Below are 16364 nucleotides of genomic sequence, written 5' to 3' on the forward strand. Positions count from 1 at the left end.
AGCCGCTAAAAAAACAACAATCTAACTACCGTCTGCGCACATAATGCACCAACACCGCATCGTCTCGCGGCTGCTGGGCCAGCAGAATGTTTCCGGTCTGCTGGCAAAAGGCCTGGAAATCACGGCCAGCGTGCGCATCGGTAGTCAGCACCGCCAGCACCTGGCCGCTTTGCATCTGGGCCAGGGCTTTCTTGGTACGCAGAATAGGCAAGGGACAGTTTAAACCCTGCGCGTCGATTTCCTGATCCGCCTGAGGTAATTCCATAGGCATCAGGCAGCCTTCAGGCGATCCGCCAGCCAGACCGATACCGATGCCACGGCACCGTCCAGCGCGGCGACATCAGTGCCGCCGCCCATGGCCATATCGGGCCGCCCACCACCCTTGCCGCCCACCTGCGTGGCAACCGCACTGAGCAAATCACCTGCCTTGACGCGCGCAGTCAGTTCAGGACTGACACCCGCCACCAAGCTGATGCGATCATCGGTGACCGTCGCCAACAGGATGACCGCATTGGAGAGCTTGGACTTCAACTGATCGACCATGCCGCGCAAAGCCTTGGGATCAACCCCATTCAAGCGGGTGGCCAAAAGATTGACCCCCCCCACCTGAATTGCCTGCGACGCCAGATCGGACCCTGCGGCGGCGGCGAGCTTATCCTGCAGACGCTGCAAATCGCGCTCTAGGTGGCGTGTCTGCTGCTGCAAGGCATGGATGCGCTCGGGCACTCCGGTCGGCTGGGTCTTGAGCAGGCTGGCGGCATGCGCCAGCATGTCCTGAGTGCCTTGGACCCAGGCCAGCGCAGGACGCCCGGTGATGGCTTCGACACGGCGGATGCCTGCGGCCACGCCGCCCTCGGCAACAATCTTGAACAGGCCGATATCCCCCGTGCGGGCGACGTGCGTACCCCCACACAATTCGCGCGAAAAGCCAATATCCAGCACCCGCACGACATCGCCATATTTTTCGCCAAACAGCGCCATGGCGCCCCCGGCCACGGCCTCGTCATAGCTGAGATGCTGCGTGCGAACCGCCTGATTGGCCAGGATTTCATCATTGACGATGGCTTCGACCTGGGTGATTTGTTCGCTTGTCATGGGGGCGTCATGCGCAAAGTCAAAACGCGTCTTGTCGGGGTCCACCAAAGAACCACGCTGCTGCACGTGCTCACCCAACACCTGGCGCAAGGCCTTGTGCATCAAATGCGTGGCCGAGTGATTGCGCATGATATCGACGCGGCGCGCCGCATCCACCCGCGTCTGCACCGCGTCGCCCACTGACAAAGCGCCTTCCAGCAAAGTGCCATGGTGGCCAGACACAGTGCGCTGGATTTTCTGGGTATCAGCCACCTGAAAACGCACACCTGCCAGAAAAATCAGGCCGGTATCGCCAACTTGGCCACCGGATTCGGCATAAAAAGGCGTGGCATCCAACACCACCACGGCTTCTTGCCCCTGGGCAATGGACGGCACTGATGTGCCTTCCACGTATAGCGCGGTAATCGTCGCCTGGCCATCCAGATGTTCGTAGCCATCAAACTGTGTGTCGACCCCAGCGTAGCTCAAGTCGGCGACGGCCTTGAATTTGCCGGCGGCACGGGCCTGCTCACGCTGATGCGTCATGGCGGCTTCGAAGCCATCCAGATCGACCTGAATCTTGCGCTCGCGACAAATATCGGCCGTCAGGTCCACCGGAAAGCCATAGGTGTCATACAAAGTAAATAGCGTCTGGCCATCCAGTGGCTGGCCATCGGCCAGATCCGCCAGCGCGGATTCCAGTATACGCATGCCGTTTTCCAAGGTCTCGCCAAAGCGTTCTTCTTCTTGACGCAAGACTTGCTCGACACGGGCCTGCTGCTGGGCAAGCTCTGGGTAGGCCTCGCCCATCTGGGCCACCAGGTCCGCCACCAAACGGTAGAAGAACACGCCCTTCTGGCCCAGTTTATGCCCATGACGCAAGGCACGACGGATAATGCGGCGCAGCACATAACCTCGGCCTTCGTTACCCGGAATGACGCCATCCACCACCAGAAAACTGCACGCCCGGATATGGTCTGCAATGACCTTCAAGGAATTATCGGACAGGTCGGCGGTACCCGTCTCGCGGGCCGCCGCATGAATCAGGCTCTGGAACAGATCGATTTCGTAGTTGGAGTGCACGTGCTGCAGCACGGCGGCAATGCGTTCCAATCCCATCCCTGTGTCCACACAGGGCTTGGGCAGCGGATGCATGGTGCCCTGGGCATCGCGCTCGAACTGCATGAACACCAGGTTCCAGATCTCGATGTAGCGATCGCCATCTTCTTCAGGCGAGCCCGGAGGACCACCCCAGATTTCGGGACCATGGTCGTAGAAGATCTCGGAACAAGGCCCACAGGGCCCGGTATCGGCCATCTGCCAGAAATTATCCGAAGCATAGCGCGCACCCTTGTTGTCGCCGATGCGGATAATGCGTTCGGTAGGCACCCCCACCTGCTGGGCCCAGATGTCGTAGGCCTCGTCGTCCTCGTGGTAGACCGTGACCCAAAGCTTTTCCTTGGGCAAGCCATAGACCTCGGTCAGCAATGTCCAGGCATAGATAATGGCGTCTTGCTTGAAATAATCACCAAAGCTGAAATTGCCCAGCATCTCGAAAAATGTGTGGTGCCGTGCGGTATAACCCACATTTTCCAGATCGTTGTGCTTACCCCCTGCGCGCACACAGCGCTGCGAGGTGGTCGCACGATGATAGGGTCGCTTGTCTTTACCCGTAAAGACGTCTTTGAACTGCACCATGCCAGCATTGGTGAACAGCAAGGTGGGATCGTTACCCGGCACCAACGGCGACGACGGCACGACCTGATGCCCCTTGGATTCAAAGAAGGATAGGAATTTCTGACGGATTTCGGAGGTTTTCATGCGTTTGGCCACAGCGGGGGAAACTAGTCGGCCATTATATAGAATGGCCGAGACCCGTGTACGAATGCCTGCAACCACCTGCCTGGCAGCGTCCGTCAGAGGGTATGCAGTAGACGGCAACCCGCCTACATCGACTCGATGGCGGGGTAAAACTCGTGGTTTTCGCGCACCATGCGCGTGTGTACATTTTTCAAGACCTGATTGGCCTCGTCCCGGAAACCATCCGGGTTTTTCTGCAATAAAGCGATGTTGCTCCAGCGGCGCGAAAAATTGATGAAGGACGTGGCAATACCCTGCATGTCGTTTTGGTAGGTACGGCTCATTTGGGCCATGCGGCCATCGCCACTGCGCTCTAGCGAAGGATAGAGAATGCGATCTTCGATGGCCAGGTGCTGCGTGACCACCTGCGACAAGGCCTTGAGTTCCTGGGCGATATCGATTGCATAGTCAGCAACCCCCTGATGCGCTAACTTGCGCAAGACAGCAATGCCACTGAGGATTTCGGTGTGATGATTTTTGAAGCGGTCGATATTCATGACGAGAGTCTCTCTTCAGTATGAAGCGGTTGTTTGAACCGTATAAGATATATATTACATGAATCTTTAACCTGGAACAAGTTTCGTTCTCAGTAAACAAGAGAAAAGCGTCCCGAACAGGATAACGAATCAACGATCGTTCAGAGCTGCCGCCCGATCACACTTACCGCAGCAACAGCGCAGACCGCGCTTCAAAGCAGGTTTTCATAATCGGTCTCACCTGCCTCGGGCTCCCAGGCATGGCTGGACAACCAGGCGCGGATACGCGCGACTGCCTGGGAGCGCAACTGGGACACCCGCCCCTCGGTGACCTGCAAGACCACAGCGATTTCTTTTTGGTTCAGATCCTGTTCGAACTGCAAGGACAGCAATAGCTGCTCGCGCTCGGGAAGATTCTGAATTGCCTGAATCAGGGCATGGCGCAAGCCATCGCGCATCAGCCAGTCCAGCGGATTGGCTCCGGCATCCCCCGCAATCAAATCCAGCATGGCCCCACCATCGGTGCCCTCACGGTGTGCGGCCAGGTCTTCGACCATCAATACTTGCATCCCCTGGGCATCATCCAGCATCAAATGATATTGCGCCAGATCCAACCCCATCTCGTCGGCGATTTCGCTATCTGTCGGGGCTCTCATCAACTGATGGTGCAGGGCACGGACAGCGGTCTCGATGGCGCGGGACTTAGTGCGCACACTGCGCGGCAACCAATCCTGACTGCGCAATTCATCCAACATGGCCCCCCGAATGCGGGTGATGGCATAGGTTTCGAACTGCGCATCAGCCTGCTGCTGATAGCGGCGCACGGCATCGAGCAGCCCCATCATGCCAGCCTGCATCAAATCATCAAGCTCTACATTAGCCGGCAAGCGGCCAATCAGGCCTAATGCCTGACGACGCACCAGGGGCGCATATTGGGCAATCAGCTGATCCTCGGACAGGGGCATCGCACAAACCGTCATAGACAACGTAAAATGTAAGTATGCCCTAAGCAGACCACATGCTGTGATCACGCGCTACATGACTAAACTTTTCCTATTGCCTGCCGTAATATTCAACGAAGACATTTCATCCCATTACTTTGGGGCCCATTCAGTCGGTTTCATTGGCTCACATGGAAGTCCTCCGCAAAGGAACGCTCATGATTCACTCCATTGGCAATCAGCTCTCCCCGGCCAGCCTGGGTTTGCCCGTCGTGACGACAGACCGCGCTACGGGCACCCAAGTAGAACCCGCCGTTCAAGTCACCCCGGCTGAAGACGCCCGCGCCATCGCCTCCCGGCAGGCCCGACAACAAGATGCAGCACTCCAATCCAACCCCCAGTCCTCGCTGGAAAAGGCCTTGGAATCAGTGAACGACAGCCTGAAAGCCTGGTCCACCGGGGTGCGCTTCGAAATGGACAAAGACGCCCAGCAACTGGTGGTCTCTATCGTAGACAACGTCAGTGGCGACGTCATCAAGACGATCCCCTCCGAGGCCATGCTGCGCATCGCAAAAATGATCGTGCAACTACAAGGGGCTGGTGTCGACACCCAGGCCTGATGACAGTACCGCACACAACCAATTAATTAAATTACACAGCCCTCAGCGCCAGTTCCATCCAGATTGATCCGGCGCACAATGGCACCAAGGAGTCCTTATCATGGCAGGCATATCTTCCATCGGTCTTTCCGGCCTACCCCTCACGCAACTTCTGCAAGACCTGCAGAAGAATGAAAACCAAGCTCTGGCCGTCATCAAAAGCCGTCAAACAGCCGCCGAAAGCAAGGTCTCCAGCTATGGCAAGCTCAAAGACTCCATCGCGTCCTTTCAAAAAGCTGCCGAAGCCGTCGGCAAGACCGATGCCTTTGGCAGTATCGCCGCCAAAGCCGGTTCGGATGCATTTTCCGTCAGCACCACCAATAAGGCCATCGCGGGCCAGTACTCCATCCAGGTCGACTCCCTGGCAGCCGCCCAAACCTTGGTTTACGGTGGCCAGGGTAGCCGCACCGATGCCATCGGCACCGACGGCCAGATCACCTTCACGGTCAACGGCGAAGAAAAAACCCTGGATCTCGCCGGCAAGGACACCTCGCTGGACGGCCTGGTCAAGGCCATCAACAGCAACCCCGACCTGGGCGTCAACGCCACCATCGTCAACAACGGCACGAATGGCTCGCAATACCAATTGCTGCTGACCAACCGCGACACCGGCACCGAAGCAGCTGTCAGCAAAATCCAGGTGGACGGCAATACCGAACCTGCAGAATTTTCTGGGGTACAACAGCGCTGCCGGAGGCAATCCTGCGGTATCCGCCGCTGCGAATGCCTCTCTCAGCATCAATGGCATTGCCATCAGCAGCCAAACCAATACCATCGAAGACGTGATCGACGGCGTCACCCTGACGCTGAACAAGACCACCACGGAAGCCACCAGCCTCAGCTTGACTCAGGATCCTTCGGTCGCCAAATCAGCCATCGAGGACTTCGTCAAGGCCTATAACGGCCTGCTGGGCACCATCAAATCCCAAACCTCTTACGATGTCGATGCCCAGAAATCCTCGCCCCTCACCGGCGACAGCATCGCGCGTTCTATCCAGAATCGCATGCGCGACGCAATTTCCAGCGGTTTTGGTGTTGTTGGCAATACCAATTTGGGCGAAATCGGCATCAACACCAACTCCAAGACCGGTGAACTGACCATCGATAGCGCTAAACTCGACAAGGCCCTGGCAGAAGACACCGAAGGCGTGAAATCCCTGTTTTCCAGCGATACGGGTATCTCCAAGCGCGTCGTCGACATGGCCGACAGCTTTATCAAATCCGACGGCATGCTGACCACAACCACAACCAGTATGGAAAAAACAGTGGCCGACATCAAAAAACAGTTCGAAGCCACGGGCGAACGCATCAACCAACGCATGGACACCTACCGCGCCCAGTTCACGCAGCTCGACGTCATGGTCAGCCAAATGAACACGCTCAGTAGCTACCTGACGCAGCAGCTTAGTGCCCTTAGCGCTCAAAAATAACCTAACGCCATGACATACGCACCACGCTCTCGGTCAGCCCGGGCCACCGGGTCCTACGCCACCATCGGCCTCGAGACCGAGGTGCTGGGCGCCACGCCCGAGCGCCTGATTTCCCTGCTGTTCCGGGGGGCGCTCACTTCGATCGCTCAGGCCCGTCATTACCTGCAGGCTGGCAACACCGCCGAACGCGGCAAGGCGCTTTCCAAGGCTATCGATATTGTTGACTCCGGCCTGAAGGCCGGCGTCAGCACCGAACGCGGCGGCGAAGTTGCGCGCCTGCTGATTGCCTCCTACGAGATCATCATCCGCGACCTGATGCTGGCTAATCTGCATAACGACGCCGATAAACTCGCCACTGCTGAAAAACAGCTGGCTGATCTGGCCGACGCCTGGTATACCGCTGCCGACCCGGCGTTCAAGCCCTCCTCCTCCAGCAGCTAAGCCAGGATGATTGCAATTGCCGACGCCACAAAACACCGTGCTGCAGCACTACCAGGCCATCGCAGATATCTCTGCCAGCATGCTTAAACTGGCAGAGGCGCAACAGTGGGACGAACTTGTAGACCTGGGAACCCAGTACTACCAGGCCGTTGACCGCCTGCGGCAGTTGGAACCCCTGGATGACGACCAGCGCGAAGCCCGCCGCAACCTGCTCACACAGATTCTGGATGACGACGCCCACATCCGCCAGTTGGTGACCCCCGAGCTTGACCGCCTGAGCCATCTGCTGGGCACTATTAAACGACAACGGACTGTTTTACAAACGTACTACAGCACCGTGCGTCCCCAATAAGCCATGAGCATCGGAGCCCCCTCCAACCTCGGCACCCTGCTGGTCCAGCGCTTGGACGCCGCACTGGGGATCACGCTGGGCCAACAGGCCAATATCAGTTCGGGGGCAGGCCCTCAGGCCGTACCACAGCCAAATAATCCCGAAAACCCCGGCGCCCTGCAAAACCCCGCCCACCGCAGCACACGCGAATCGGTGGATCAGGCCAATGCCGAAGGCCAGCGCCGCGCTCTGATTGGTAGTAAAGCCACGCGCGAAATGCAGCTGGACAACCTGCTGGGCCGCTCCACAACCTTTCAGGGCACCACACAATCCGCCCCCACGACACTGGGCTATGCGGCACGCATCATCCTGGCGCTGCTCAACCACTACCCACAAGGTGGCCAGCCCATCCAGGGCCGCACCCCCCTGCTGCCATCCCCCAGTGGCGGACAGCAGCCCGGGCCTGCCGCCTCTACTGGCGGGCAGGCACAGACAGCGCCGACGTCATCCGCCCCTCGAGGCATGCCTGCTGCTGGTCCCAACCAGGTGTGGGCACAAATGGCCAGCAACCTGAATCAACCAGGTGCCCTGGCCGCCCAGTTTTCCCAGGCTTTATCACAATCCATCCAGGGCAGCGGCTTGTTCTACGAATCCCATCTGGCCCAGTTGGCAGCCGGCAAGACCACCTCACACGCACTCCGCCAGGAGCCTCAGGGCCAAATCCCTCCCCAAAATCCCCAAGCTGCTCCCTCGAACCAGCAGACCCTCCCCCAGGCCCGTATCCCTGCATCCCTGTCGGCGCTGATCCAGCAATCTCAGCTGCCACAGGCAGATCCTGCCAGCCAGCCCAATCATCAGGCAACCACCGGCTCGGCCAGCCAGCAGGCCGCACAAAGCAGTTCCGCCCCTACCCACCAAGCCCCAGTGCCCGTCATTGACCCTCAGGCACAACTGATGGTGCGCCAGCAATTAGATGTGCTGGCCAATCAAGGCTTTATCTGGCAAGGCGAGGCCTGGCCCGGCGCCGAAATGGAATGCGAAGTCCAAAGACGCCAACCAGGCGACGATCAGGACCCTGCCGTGGACCAAGAGCACTGGGCAACCCGACTGACTCTGCAATTACCGACACTGGGTGAGATCCAGGCGCGCCTGAACCTGTCTGGCGATCAACTGGTGATGCGGCTGGTCGCTCCCCAGTCGGCTGAGCGCCTCAGCCAATCCGTCGAACCACTACGATCCCGACTGCTGGCCCAGGGCCTGCAGGCCAGCCAACTGGCCATCCTGGCCCACGAACCCGGCACCACCACAAGCGCCGATACTCCGGATACCGAGCCAGATGCCGTCACGACCCCCTGATCCTCAACGGTCGACCGCAGTCGCCGTCGCCTATGATCCCGATGACCAAGCCCCCAGGGTGGTGGCCAAGGGCTATGGCACATTGGCCGAAACCATTATCCAAACGGCCCAGGAAAACGGCTTGTACGTGCACGAATCACCAGAACTGGTCAGTTTGTTGATGCAAGTCGACCTGGATTCCCACATCCCGCCGAAACTCTATATTGCCATCGCCGAACTGCTGGCGTGGCTATACGCTCTGGACGGAAGCGACCAGAGTCTCATCAAAAAGGATTTCCAGCCCAGGCAGCTTGGGCCGACGGAAGCAGCCCGCTAAGGGCCATCAAATCAGGGTCATCAAATCGCCATATTGGCGATTTCTTTATAGGCTTCTACCAGGCGATTACGCACTTGTACAGTCGCCTGGAACGACAAGCCGGCCTTTTGCAGATCGATCATGACGTCACTCAGGGATATGCCGGGATCACCCATCTGGAATTTCTGAGCCTGCACATTGGCGGCATTCTGCGCTTCGGAGACCCGATTCAACGAACGGGCGAGTTCAGCGGCAAAGCCACCGGACTGAGGCGACACCGAAGTCTGGGGCTGGATAGCCAGCCCCTGTGACGCTCGAGCGACCGAGCGCATCTGGGACAACAGGTTTTCGACGCTGGCGAGTGCCTGGGAATTAATCATCCGGATGCCGTTATAAAATGAAGCAAATCAGTAGTCTGCAGTCACAAGACCGCAACAGCGTTGTACTATACGCCATATTCCTTGCTTGATACTTGTTTAATAAAGGGGGCAAGCACCGCCTGTTTCGGCGATTTGTTCCGTTTGCTCGCATTTCAGCTTGATTAGCACGCCCGCCAAAATCCACCCGGCCATGTCGTCCGGATATTTTTTGTGACGGGATCATCTTAACTAAGCCCCAAAGACCGGGCTTTTCCGGGCTTGGTCACCGGGCAATTCTCGCGATAATGGCCGCCATCCATCTTCCATACTGCCGCATCAGCATGCACACCAACCAGACCGACGCTTCCCGGCCAGGGCGCTGCTTGACGTCCTCCTCTGCTTTTCTGTCTCGATGAACCCAATTCCCACCTGGATGAATCAGAATCCTGCTTTGGCGCGCCTCGCATCGCTGCCTCGCCCGCTACTACTCGGCCTCGGCGCCGCCCTGATCGCCCTGCTGGTGGTCGCCTCGATGTGGATGCGCCAGCCCGACTTCAAGGCGCTGTTCTCCAACGTCGAGTCACGCGACGGTGGTGCCATTGTCAACATTCTGAACCAGCGCAACATCCCCTATCAATTTGCCGACAATGGGGCCACCATTCTGGTGCCCGCCGAACAGGTCTACTCCCTGCGTCTGCAGCTCGCCGAACAAGGCCTGCCACGCGGCGGCAGCGTCGGCTTCGAACTATTGGACAAGGCCCAGTTCGGCGCCAGCCAATTCTCCGAACAGGTCACCTACCAACGCGCTCTGGAAGGCGAACTCTCGCGCTCGGTCGAGGCTCTGCAGCCAGTCAAATCTGCCCGGGTCCACTTGGCCATCCCGCGTCAGTCCCTGTTCGTGCGTGACCGGGAACCGCCCACCGCTTCGGTGCTGGTCACACTCTTTCCATCGCGCAGCCTCAGCGAGTCCCAGGTCTCGGCCATTACCTGGCTGGTTTCATCCAGCGTGCCCCAGCTCAATGCCGAAAATGTCTCGATTGTCGATCAGGACGGACACCTGCTATCCAGCCCCAGCGGCGAGGCGGCTATGGACAGCACCCGCCGCAACTTCATCAGCGACATCGAGCAGCGCACCTCACAGCGCATTCTGACCTTGCTCAATCCCATTGTGGGCTATGGCAATGTACGCGCCCAGGTCAGCGCCAATGTGGATTTCTCCCAGCGCGAGCAAACCTCCGAGGTCTACCGTCCCAACGAAACCCCGGGATCGGCCGCTATCCGCAGCAAGCAAACCAGCGAAGCAGTCGATAACGACATGCTCTCTCCAGGCGGCGTGCCAGGTGCCCTCAGCAATCAGCCGCCCGCCAATGCCACGGCCCCCATCCAGACTCCGCCTGCTGCCCCCGCCGCGCCGGGCGCCAATACAAACAATGCCCAAAACCCGGTCCAGGCACCCCCCGCACTGACGCTGAATGGCATCCCTGTACCCAGCCCCCGGGGTTCCGTGCGCGATGACGCCACGATCAACTACGAAATCGATCGCACCATCAGCCACGTCAAGCACGAGCTAGGCACGCTACAACGCCTGTCCGTCGCGGTGGTGGTCAACTACCGCAACAAGGACGGTGCGGCATCGCCGCTGGACCAGTCCGAAATGGACAACATCAACGCCCTGGTCAAACAAGCCATGGGCTATTCGCCCGAGCGCGGCGATACACTGAGCGTGGTCAATAGCGAATTCACCAACCAGGAACCCACTTATAAGCCCTGGGAAAACCCTGTCTACCAGGACCAGGCCCTGCAAGCCGGCAAAATCCTGCTGATCCTGGTGGTATTGTTCATCCTGTGGCGCTCCATCGTGCGCCCGATTGTCCAGGGCTTTGCCAACGCCCAGGTCGAGCGCGTGAAAAACGAGTCCCACCTGGAAACCATGCGCGAACAGCGCCGCCAGGACGAACTACGCGCCACAGAAATGAACCGCTACGAGGAAAACCTGGACACCGCCCGCGAACTCGCCCAACGCGACCCGCGTGCCGTCGCCATGGTGTTGCGATCCTGGATGGACCCAAAAAATGCCAAATCCTGAAGTCGACCTTAATCGCTGCGCGATTCTCATGATGTCCCTCGGCGAAGACGCCGCCGCTGAGGTCTTCAAGTATCTGTCTTCGCGTGAAGTCCAGCAGATCGGTTCGGCCATGGCAAACCTGAAGCAAGTGACCCGCGCCGATGTCGACCAGGTGCTCGAGGACTTCCGCCGCGAGGCCGACCAATTCATGGCCGTCACACTGGGTTCTGACGATTACATCCGTTCGGTGCTGACCAAAGCGCTGGGCACCGATCGCGCCGCCAGCCTCATCGAAGATATCCTGGAGGCCGGCACCGAGAGCAGCGGTTCCGGCATCGATGCCCTGAACTGGCTGGAGCCCGCCAACGTGGCCGAACTCATTGCGGGCGAACACCCGCAGATCATCGCCACGATTCTGGTTCACCTCGAACGCGACCGCGCCTCGGCCATTCTGGCCCTGCTGAACGAGCGCATCCGCAACGACGTGATGATGCGCATTGCCACTTTCGGCGGCGTCCAGCCCGCCGCCTTGCACGAACTCACCGAAGTGCTCAACGAAGTCCTGTCCGGCCAGGGCGCAAAACGCTCGAAGATGGGCGGGGTACGCACAGCGGCCGAGATCCTCAACTTCATGAACACATCCGAAGAGGAAGCCGTGGTCAGCAGTCTGCGCGAAATCGATGCCGACCTGGCCCAGCGCATCGTCGACGAGATGTTCGTCTTCGACAACCTGGCCGACGTCGAAGATGCCGCCATCCAGCTCATCCTCAAGGAAATCGATACTTCTTCACTGACGATTGCCCTGAAGGGCGCCGGCGAGGAACTCAGCGCGAAGTTCTTCAAGAACATGTCCAACCGCGCTGCCGAAATCCTGCGCGACGACCTGGACGCCCAGGGTCCCGTGCGTATGTCGCGCGTCGAAACTGAACAAAAGGCCATTCTGGCAGTGGCCAGAAAGCTGGCCGATGCGGGTCAGATCAATCTGACCATGGGCAACGATCAGTATGTCTGACAAACCCTCCATGGACCTACGCACGCGAGCCCGCTGGCAGCGCTGGGAAATGGAGTCGCTCGAATCCCTGCGCGCACGCCAACGCTCCGCCGAGCAAAACACCAGCGCATCCCAGGCACAACAGGCCGACGCGCTGCGCCGCCGGGCGGCTGCCCTGGCCCAGGCCCGCGAAGCCGCTGCCGCCCAAGGCTACGAAGCCGGATTCAATGCGGGTCAGACGGCAGGCCACGCCGAAGGCCTGGCAGCAGGCCACACGGCAGGGCTGGCCCAGGGATTGGAAGAAGGCCGCGCCACAGGCCATGCAGAAGGCCTGACAACCGGCCTGACCGAAGGCCAAGCGCAAATCCAGGCCCAATCCGCCCGCCTGGATACGCTGGCCCATGCCTGCGCCCAAGCCCTCAACCATCTCGAAGAAGAAGTGGGCCAAGCCCTCATCCAGCTGGCCACCCGTATCGCCGAGCAAGTGCTCCAAACCCAGTTGCGCGAACATCCGGAACATATACTCGACCTGATCCAGGACGTGCTGCAGTCCCGCCCCGAACCCGGCGCTCCCCTTAGCCTGCGGCTGAACCCCGATGACCTGGATCTGGTGCAAGCTTTCTTGCAAAAGGACCCGGATCATCTGCACTACCGCCTGATTGCCGACGAGCGCATCAGTCGCGGCGGCTGCATTACCGAAACTACGCTCGGATCCGTGGATGCCACGCTCGAAACCCGCTGGCAGCGAGTCATCTCGGCGTTGGGCCAGACCCCGAGGCAGCCATGAACACGCCCGACGGCCTGCTGGACAGCGCCGGGGCCCGCTGGCGCGCACAACTGCAGGCCTGCGAACAACGCATCGAAGCCCGCCAAGCCACCCGCCGCCAGGGGCGCGTCACCCGCGCCACCGGGCTGGTGCTGGAAGCCACGGGACTGCAACTGCCCGTGGGGGCTGCCTGCCGCGTTCAAGTCTCCCCCGGCAGGGATCTTTGGGCAGACGCCGAAGTTGTTGGCTTTCATGCCGACACGCTATACCTGATGCCGCAAAGCGACATCACCGGCCTGCGGCCTGGCGCGCGCGTCGTCCCCACAGAATCCCTGCTGCTGGACCCGGTTCCCCTGCCGACCCACGCCTTGCCTGATATCGTCACCACACCAGGCACCGACCAGGCGCGCCATTTGCCTGTCGGCAACGCCCTGCTGGGCCGCGTGCTCGATGGTGCCGGCCGCCCTCTGGACGGTCGGCCGCTGCCGCTCAATCTTGATATGGCCCCCCTGACGGCCCTGCAAATCAACCCCCTGACCCGCGCCCCGGTAGACACCGTGCTGGATGTGGGCGTGCGCGCCATCAATGGCCTGCTGACCGTAGGGCGCGGTCAGCGCATGGGCCTGTTTGCCGGCTCTGGCGTCGGCAAAAGCGTCTTGCTGGGCATGATGGCCCGCTATACCCGTGCAGATATCATCGTCGTCGGCCTGATCGGCGAACGTGGCCGCGAAGTCAAGGAATTCATCGAACTCAACCTGGGCACCGATGGCCTGGCGCGATCTGTTGTCGTGGCGGCACCGGCGGACGTATCCCCTCTGCTGCGTCTTCAAGGTGCAGTCTATGCCACCCGCCTGGCTGAATACTTCCGCGACCAAGGCAAGCACGTCCTGTTGATCATGGACTCTCTCACGCGCTATGCCATGGCCCAGCGCGAGATCGCCCTGGCCATTGGCGAGCCGCCAGCAACCAAGGGCTACCCGCCTTCCGTCTTCGCCAAACTTCCCGCCCTGGTCGAACGGGCCGGCAATGGCGCCCCGCAGGGCGATCAGGCCGCCGGCTCGATCACGGCGTTCTATACTGTTCTGACCGAAGGCGACGACCAGCAAGACCCCATTGCCGATTCGGCGCGTGCCATCCTGGACGGTCATATCGTGCTATCACGCACCCTGGCTGAATCCGGCCACTATCCCGCCATCGACATCGAAGCTTCGATCTCACGGGTCATGTCGGCCATTGTCACCAGCAAACAGTTCCGCTGTGTTCACCAATTCAAGCGCATGGTGTCGCGCTACCAACGAAATCAAGACCTGATCGCCGTAGGGGCCTATACTGCGGGTAACGATCCCGAAATCGACCGGGCGATAGAACGCTATCCCTGGCTCGAAGGCTATTTGCAACAAGGCATCGACGTGCAGGTCGATTACCCGACTGCCGTGGCTGCGCTGGCAGGCGTATTGGGCCAGGAGACCACCAATGGCGCATGAATCCTCGCTGGATGTATTGATTAATCTATCCCAGGACAAGGTTGACGACGCTGGCCGCCTGTTGGCTCAGCTCTCCACCCAGCGCCGCGAAGCCCAGGGCCAGCTCAACACCCTGGATGGTTACCGCAGTGATTACACACAGCGCCTGCAAGATACTACCGAAAACGGCGTAACCGCCTCGAACTACCATAACTTTAGGCACTTTATCGCCACATTGGACGAAGCCATTTCGCAGCAAAATAGAATCATCGCCCAAATCGACACGCGTATCGAGATCGGTCGTCAGCAATGGCACGACGAAAAACGTCGTCTCAATTCCTACGAAACCCTCAGATCGCGCCAATTGCGCCAGCTACAGACTCGCGAACAGCGCCGCGAACAGCGCAGCAGCGACGAAGCCGCCGCCAACCTGTACCGCCGTTTGCGACAGTCTCACTAAATACGCCACAGCCATGACCATGCCCGTGCTTCCTGCAGCCTCATCCAGCCCGACACCAGTCGAAGGCGCCGTTCGCGCCAACGACACCGGCACCACGACTGAATCTACGGCATTTTCCAATGTCTTGTCCGGCCAACGTGGCACCGCTGCGTCGCCCGATGCCAAACCCGGCGCACACGCCCGTGCAATCGCGGCACTCGACAGCAAAAAACACGATCCGCTGGGGCCCGACGAAGCCCTGGCGCTGATTCTGGACGCTGCCGCTCTACCTCTGATGCAGGCACCCAGCAGCGCAAACCTCACTCGCTTCTCCATCGGCTACAGTCATGCCGACGCACGAGCAATCGCTCAAACACCCGGACGGCACATCGCCGCAGCCGCAGCCGCAGCGCACGCCACAACGATTGCCCAGGCCCGGACAGATGATGATGCCACTCAGGCGGATGCCGGTACCCGCACGGCAACCCCACGCTCGGCACAGGCTGACGCACTGCAATCACAAAATCCGGTTGCGATCAGTGCTCAGGCACGGGACGTTTTCGACGGTCGCCAAGCCACGCGCCCCGAGCACGGCCTAACAGACGTCTCCGCCCGCTTTACTGCAGCTGTATCATCAGGCCGCGCAGCCGCAACCACGGCCAGCACCATAGCAGATATCAAAACCAACCAGACATTGCGGGCTGGCACCTACTTCAACCTTGAAAACACCGACCTCCTCCAGGCCGATGCGGCTCAAGTCATCCACGCGGCCCTGACCCCTGGAGTCGGCCAGCAGTCCGGCAATGCCTTGCTGATGACACCTCAGACCATCCCGCTAGACGTCATGCCGATGACCTCGGCCACGCCTCCTGCTGCTGGCTCGTCTCTGCCCCTGCAAATCAGCGTCCCCACCCCATTCAACAGTCCTCAATGGCCGCAGGACGTCAGCCGCCAGTTACTCAGCCTGACGCAGGCTGGGGTCGGCAACCACACCGTCGTCATGCACGTCAATCCCCCAGAACTCGGACCGGTGCATATCACCTTGCACCTTGGCGACAGCCTGCAGGCGGCCTTTGTGTCGCCCCATGCCAACGTCCGTCAGGCCCTCGAAAATGCCCTGCCGCATCTCCAGCAGCAGTTGGCTCAGTCAGGCCTGTCGCTAGGTCAGGCCAATGTCAGCGACCAGCAGCCCGGCCAGCAACAATTTGCGCAGAGCTCCGACCAAGGCTCAGCCCATACCGATGGGGCGGTTTTCAGCCTGGATGGCAGTACGGATAGCGCTGCATCCATTCCGGCCGGGACTGCAGCACCAACACAACGCATCATCCATCCGGATTCACTGGTTGACACCTTTGCATGATGATTCTGTTACACCGTTGCATACAGGCATTACAATGCAGCCTTTCGACCTCTGCGAC

The 16364-nt window shown here is 60.0% G+C and carries 17 protein-coding genes and 1 pseudogene; 13 read left to right on the plus strand and 5 right to left on the minus strand.

Annotation, left to right across the window (positions count from 1 at the left end; translation table 11 throughout):
- Positions 1-25: 25 nt before the first annotated feature.
- From VDP81_RS01710 to VDP81_RS01725, 4 genes are all read right to left on the minus strand, one after another.
- The gene (locus VDP81_RS01710; protein ID WP_322994715.1) at positions 26-271 is read right to left on the minus strand and encodes a sulfurtransferase TusA family protein; all 246 of its coding nucleotides are present in this window, start codon (positions 269-271) and stop codon (positions 26-28) included.
- Complete coding sequence (gene alaS / locus VDP81_RS01715) at positions 271-2895, minus strand: alanine--tRNA ligase (protein ID WP_323011352.1); 2625 nt, start codon at positions 2893-2895, stop codon at positions 271-273. The genes VDP81_RS01710 and alaS overlap by 1 nt, the downstream gene beginning before the upstream one ends.
- Positions 2896-3020: 125 nt before the next feature.
- A complete protein-coding gene (locus VDP81_RS01720) occupies positions 3021-3431 on the minus strand; it encodes a hemerythrin domain-containing protein (RefSeq protein ID WP_323011353.1) in 411 nt (136 codons plus the stop codon).
- 191 nt (positions 3432-3622) lie between these two features.
- The gene (locus VDP81_RS01725) at positions 3623-4375 is read right to left on the minus strand and encodes an RNA polymerase sigma factor FliA (RefSeq protein WP_322994712.1); all 753 of its coding nucleotides are present in this window, start codon (positions 4373-4375) and stop codon (positions 3623-3625) included.
- Between the two features lie 194 nt (positions 4376-4569).
- Between VDP81_RS01725 and VDP81_RS01730 the strand changes: the two genes are divergently transcribed.
- The 7 genes and pseudogenes from VDP81_RS01730 (at position 4570) to VDP81_RS01760 (ending at position 8884) form a co-directional block, all read left to right on the plus strand.
- Entirely contained in the window at positions 4570-4971 is a 402-nt protein-coding gene (locus VDP81_RS01730) for a flagellar protein FlaG (protein WP_323011354.1), read from the plus strand.
- A 100-nt stretch (positions 4972-5071) separates the two neighbouring features.
- Positions 5072-5374, plus strand: a pseudogene (locus VDP81_RS01735) (flagellar cap protein FliD N-terminal domain-containing protein); the annotation flags it as partial.
- Positions 5375-5783: 409 nt separating this feature from the next.
- Positions 5784-6440, plus strand: a complete 657-nt coding sequence (gene fliD, locus VDP81_RS01740; protein WP_323012379.1) for a flagellar filament capping protein FliD — start codon at positions 5784-5786, stop codon at positions 6438-6440.
- Between the two features lie 9 nt (positions 6441-6449).
- Positions 6450-6881 (plus strand): flagellar export chaperone FliS, encoded by a 432-nt coding sequence (gene fliS, locus VDP81_RS01745; protein WP_322994709.1) that lies wholly within the window; start codon positions 6450-6452, stop codon positions 6879-6881.
- 16 nt (positions 6882-6897) lie between these two features.
- A complete protein-coding gene (locus tag VDP81_RS01750) occupies positions 6898-7233 on the plus strand; it encodes a flagellar protein FliT (protein WP_323011355.1) in 336 nt (111 codons plus the stop codon).
- A 3-nt stretch (positions 7234-7236) separates the two neighbouring features.
- The gene (locus tag VDP81_RS01755) at positions 7237-8568 is read left to right on the plus strand and encodes a flagellar hook-length control protein FliK (protein ID WP_323011356.1); all 1332 of its coding nucleotides are present in this window, start codon (positions 7237-7239) and stop codon (positions 8566-8568) included.
- Complete coding sequence (locus tag VDP81_RS01760; protein WP_322994706.1) at positions 8549-8884, plus strand: EscU/YscU/HrcU family type III secretion system export apparatus switch protein; 336 nt, start codon at positions 8549-8551, stop codon at positions 8882-8884. Before VDP81_RS01755 ends, VDP81_RS01760 begins: the two co-directional genes overlap by 20 nt.
- A 20-nt stretch (positions 8885-8904) precedes the next feature.
- Here the strand turns inward: VDP81_RS01760 and fliE are convergent, their stop codons facing one another.
- Positions 8905-9240, minus strand: a complete 336-nt coding sequence (fliE, locus tag VDP81_RS01765) for a flagellar hook-basal body complex protein FliE (RefSeq protein WP_416233238.1) — start codon at positions 9238-9240, stop codon at positions 8905-8907.
- 394 nt (positions 9241-9634) lie between these two features.
- Here fliE and fliF point away from each other — a divergent pair, with 394 nt between their 5' ends.
- The 6 genes from fliF to VDP81_RS01795 are packed head-to-tail and all read left to right on the plus strand — an operon-like array spanning position 9635 to position 16306.
- Positions 9635-11308 carry a flagellar basal-body MS-ring/collar protein FliF gene (gene fliF / locus VDP81_RS01770; protein WP_323011358.1) on the plus strand — a complete coding sequence of 558 codons (1674 nt, stop codon included), beginning with the start codon at positions 9635-9637 and terminating at the stop codon, positions 11306-11308.
- Entirely contained in the window at positions 11295-12299 is a 1005-nt protein-coding gene (gene fliG / locus VDP81_RS01775; RefSeq protein ID WP_323011359.1) for a flagellar motor switch protein FliG, read from the plus strand. The genes fliF and fliG overlap by 14 nt, the downstream gene beginning before the upstream one ends.
- Positions 12292-13065, plus strand: a complete 774-nt coding sequence (gene fliH, locus VDP81_RS01780; protein WP_322994702.1) for a flagellar assembly protein FliH — start codon at positions 12292-12294, stop codon at positions 13063-13065. The genes fliG and fliH overlap by 8 nt, the downstream gene beginning before the upstream one ends.
- Entirely contained in the window at positions 13062-14528 is a 1467-nt protein-coding gene (fliI, locus tag VDP81_RS01785) for a flagellar protein export ATPase FliI (protein ID WP_323011360.1), read from the plus strand. Before fliH ends, fliI begins: the two co-directional genes overlap by 4 nt.
- Positions 14518-14967, plus strand: a complete 450-nt coding sequence (fliJ, locus tag VDP81_RS01790; RefSeq protein WP_322994700.1) for a flagellar export protein FliJ — start codon at positions 14518-14520, stop codon at positions 14965-14967. The genes fliI and fliJ overlap by 11 nt, the downstream gene beginning before the upstream one ends.
- A gap of 19 nt (positions 14968-14986) precedes the next feature.
- Positions 14987-16306 (plus strand): flagellar hook-length control protein FliK, encoded by a 1320-nt coding sequence (locus VDP81_RS01795; protein WP_323011361.1) that lies wholly within the window; start codon positions 14987-14989, stop codon positions 16304-16306.
- Positions 16307-16364: the final 58 nt, after the last annotated feature.

This window comes from Castellaniella sp., from assembly GCF_034675845.1.
Lineage (GTDB): Bacteria > Pseudomonadota > Gammaproteobacteria > Burkholderiales > Burkholderiaceae_B > Castellaniella.